1 rRNA gene is annotated in these 2564 nt (G+C 49.6%); it reads right to left on the bottom strand.

The window, feature by feature from the left end:
* Positions 1-46: 46 nt before the first annotated feature.
* A 23S ribosomal RNA gene (locus ACFX5F_RS16150) occupies positions 47-2564 on the bottom strand; the annotation flags it as partial.

The following is a 2564-nucleotide window of genomic DNA, read 5'->3' on the forward strand; positions in this document are numbered from 1 at the left end:
AGAAAGTTTCTTCCTCTCTCGTCCCAAAAGACGGGAGAGGAAAAGCGTACATAAGCTTACGGGTTATTAGTACTACTCGGCTATGACATTACTGCCTTTACACCTATAGCCTATCAACGTAGTCATCTCCTACGACCCTTAAAAGAAATCTCATCTTGTGGTGGGTTTCGCGCTTATATGCTTTCAGCGCTTATCCCTTCCAAACGTAGCTACTCTGCGATGCCACTGGCGTGACAACAGATACACTAGAGGTTTGTCCAATTCGGTCCTCTCGTACTAGAATCAGATCCACTCAAATTTCTTGCGCCCACAGTAGATAGAGACCGAACTGTCTCACGACGTTCTGAACCCAGCTCGCGTGCCACTTTAATGGGCGAACAGCCCAACCCTTGGGACCTTCTCCAGCCCCAGGATGTGACGAGCCGACATCGAGGTGCCAAACCCCCCCGTCGATATGAGCTCTTGGGGGAGATCAGCCTGTTATCCCCGGCGTACCTTTTATCCTTTGAGCGATGGCCCTTCCATGCGGAACCACCGGATCACTATGCTCTACTTTCGTACCTGATCGACCTGTATGTCTCTCAGTCAAGCTCCCTTATGCCATTGCACTCTACGCACGGTTACCAAGCGTACTGAGGGAACCTTTAGAAGCCTCCGTTACTCTTTTGGAGGCGACCACCCCAGTCAAACTACCCACCAAGCAATGTCCCCCGCATAACGGGGTTAGGCCTCAGACAAACAAAGGGTTGTATTTCAACAATGACTCCACAACGCCTAGCGACGCCACTTCACAGTCTCCAACCTATCCTACACATCATTTGTCCAAGGTCAATACTAAGCTATAGTAAAGGTGCACAGGGTCTTTTCGTCCCACTGCGGGTAAGCGGCATCTTCACCGCTACTACAATTTCACCGAGCTCATGGCTGAGACAGTGTCCAGATCGTTACACCATTCGTGCAGGTCGGAACTTACCCGACAAGGAATTTCGCTACCTTAGGACCGTTATAGTTACGGCCGCCGTTTACTGGGGCTTCATTTCAATGCTTCTCCGAAGATAACATCTCCACTTAACCTTCCAGCACCGGGCAGGTGTCAGGCCCTATACTTCATCTTACGATTTTGCAGAGCCCTGTGTTTTTGATAAACAGTCGCCTGGACCTCTTCACTGCGGCCTCGTGTTACCACGAGGCGACCCTTCTCCCGAAGTTACGGGTCTATTTTGCCTAATTCCTTAGCCATGAATCTCTCGAGCACCTTAGGATTCTCTCCTCGACTACCTGTGTCGGTTTGCGGTACGGGTACTTATTACCTGAAGTTTAGAGGTTTTTCTTGGAAGCCCTTAGGCGCACTATCTCTTTGTCCGAAGACTCCGAGTACTATCGTATTTCCCCAAGCCGCGTGGATTTGCCTGCGCAGCTTATAGGTAGGTACTTCAACGAACTATTCCGTCAGTTCGCGGCGCTTTCATCACTCCGTCACCCCATCACAGTAATAACTAGTACGGGAATATTAACCCGTTGTCCATCGACTGTCCCTTTCGGGTTCGCCTTAGGTCCCGACTAACCCACAGCTGATTAGCATAGCTGTGGAAACCTTAGTCTTTCGGTGTGCGGGTTTCTCGCCCGCATTATCGTTACTTATGCCTACATTTTCTTTTCTCACCGGTCCAGCATGCCTTACGACACACCTTCTACCCTGTGAGAATGCTCCCCTACCACTGCGTAAATAAATACGCAATCCATAGCTTCGGTAATATACTTATGCCCGATTATTATCCATGCTCGTCCGCTCGACTAGTGAGCTGTTACGCACTCTTTAAATGAATGGCTGCTTCCAAGCCAACATCCTAGCTGTCTGGGCAGACAAACCTCGTTCTTTCAACTTAGTATATATTTGGGGACCTTAGCTGATGGTCTGGGTTCTTTCCCTCTCGGACTTGGACCTTAGCACCCAAGCCCTCACTGTTATGAAACATTATATAGCATTCGGAGTTTGTCAGGAATTGGTAGGCGGTGAAGCCCCCGCATCCAATCAGTAGCTCTACCTCTATATAACTTTACGCATAACGCTGCACCTAAATGCATTTCGGGGAGTACGAGCTATTTCCGAGTTTGATTGGCCTTTCACCCCTACCCACAGGTCATCCGAAGACTTTTCAACGTCAACCGGTTCGGACCTCCACTGTGTGTTACCACAGCTTCATCCTGCCCATGGGTAGATCACACGGTTTCGCGTCTAACACTACTGACTAAAGCGCCCTATTCAGACTCGCTTTCGCTACGGATCCGTGGCTTAACCACTTATCCTTGCCAGCAACGTTAACTCGTAGGCTCATTATGCAAAAGGCACGCCGTCACCCCACGAAAGGGCTCCGACCGCTTGTAAGCGTATGGTTTCAGGATCTATTTCACTCCGTTATTCACGGTTCTTTTCACCTTTCCCTCACGGTACTGGTTCACTATCGGTCTCTCAGGAGTATTTAGCCTTAGCGGATGGTCCCGCCAAATTCAGACAGGATTTCTCGTGTCCCGCCCTACTCAGGATACCACTATCGTTATCTTCT

The sequence above is a fragment of the Flavobacterium zhoui genome, assembly GCF_042787235.1.
GTDB classification, from domain to species: Bacteria; Bacteroidota; Bacteroidia; order Flavobacteriales; family Flavobacteriaceae; genus Flavobacterium; species Flavobacterium zhoui.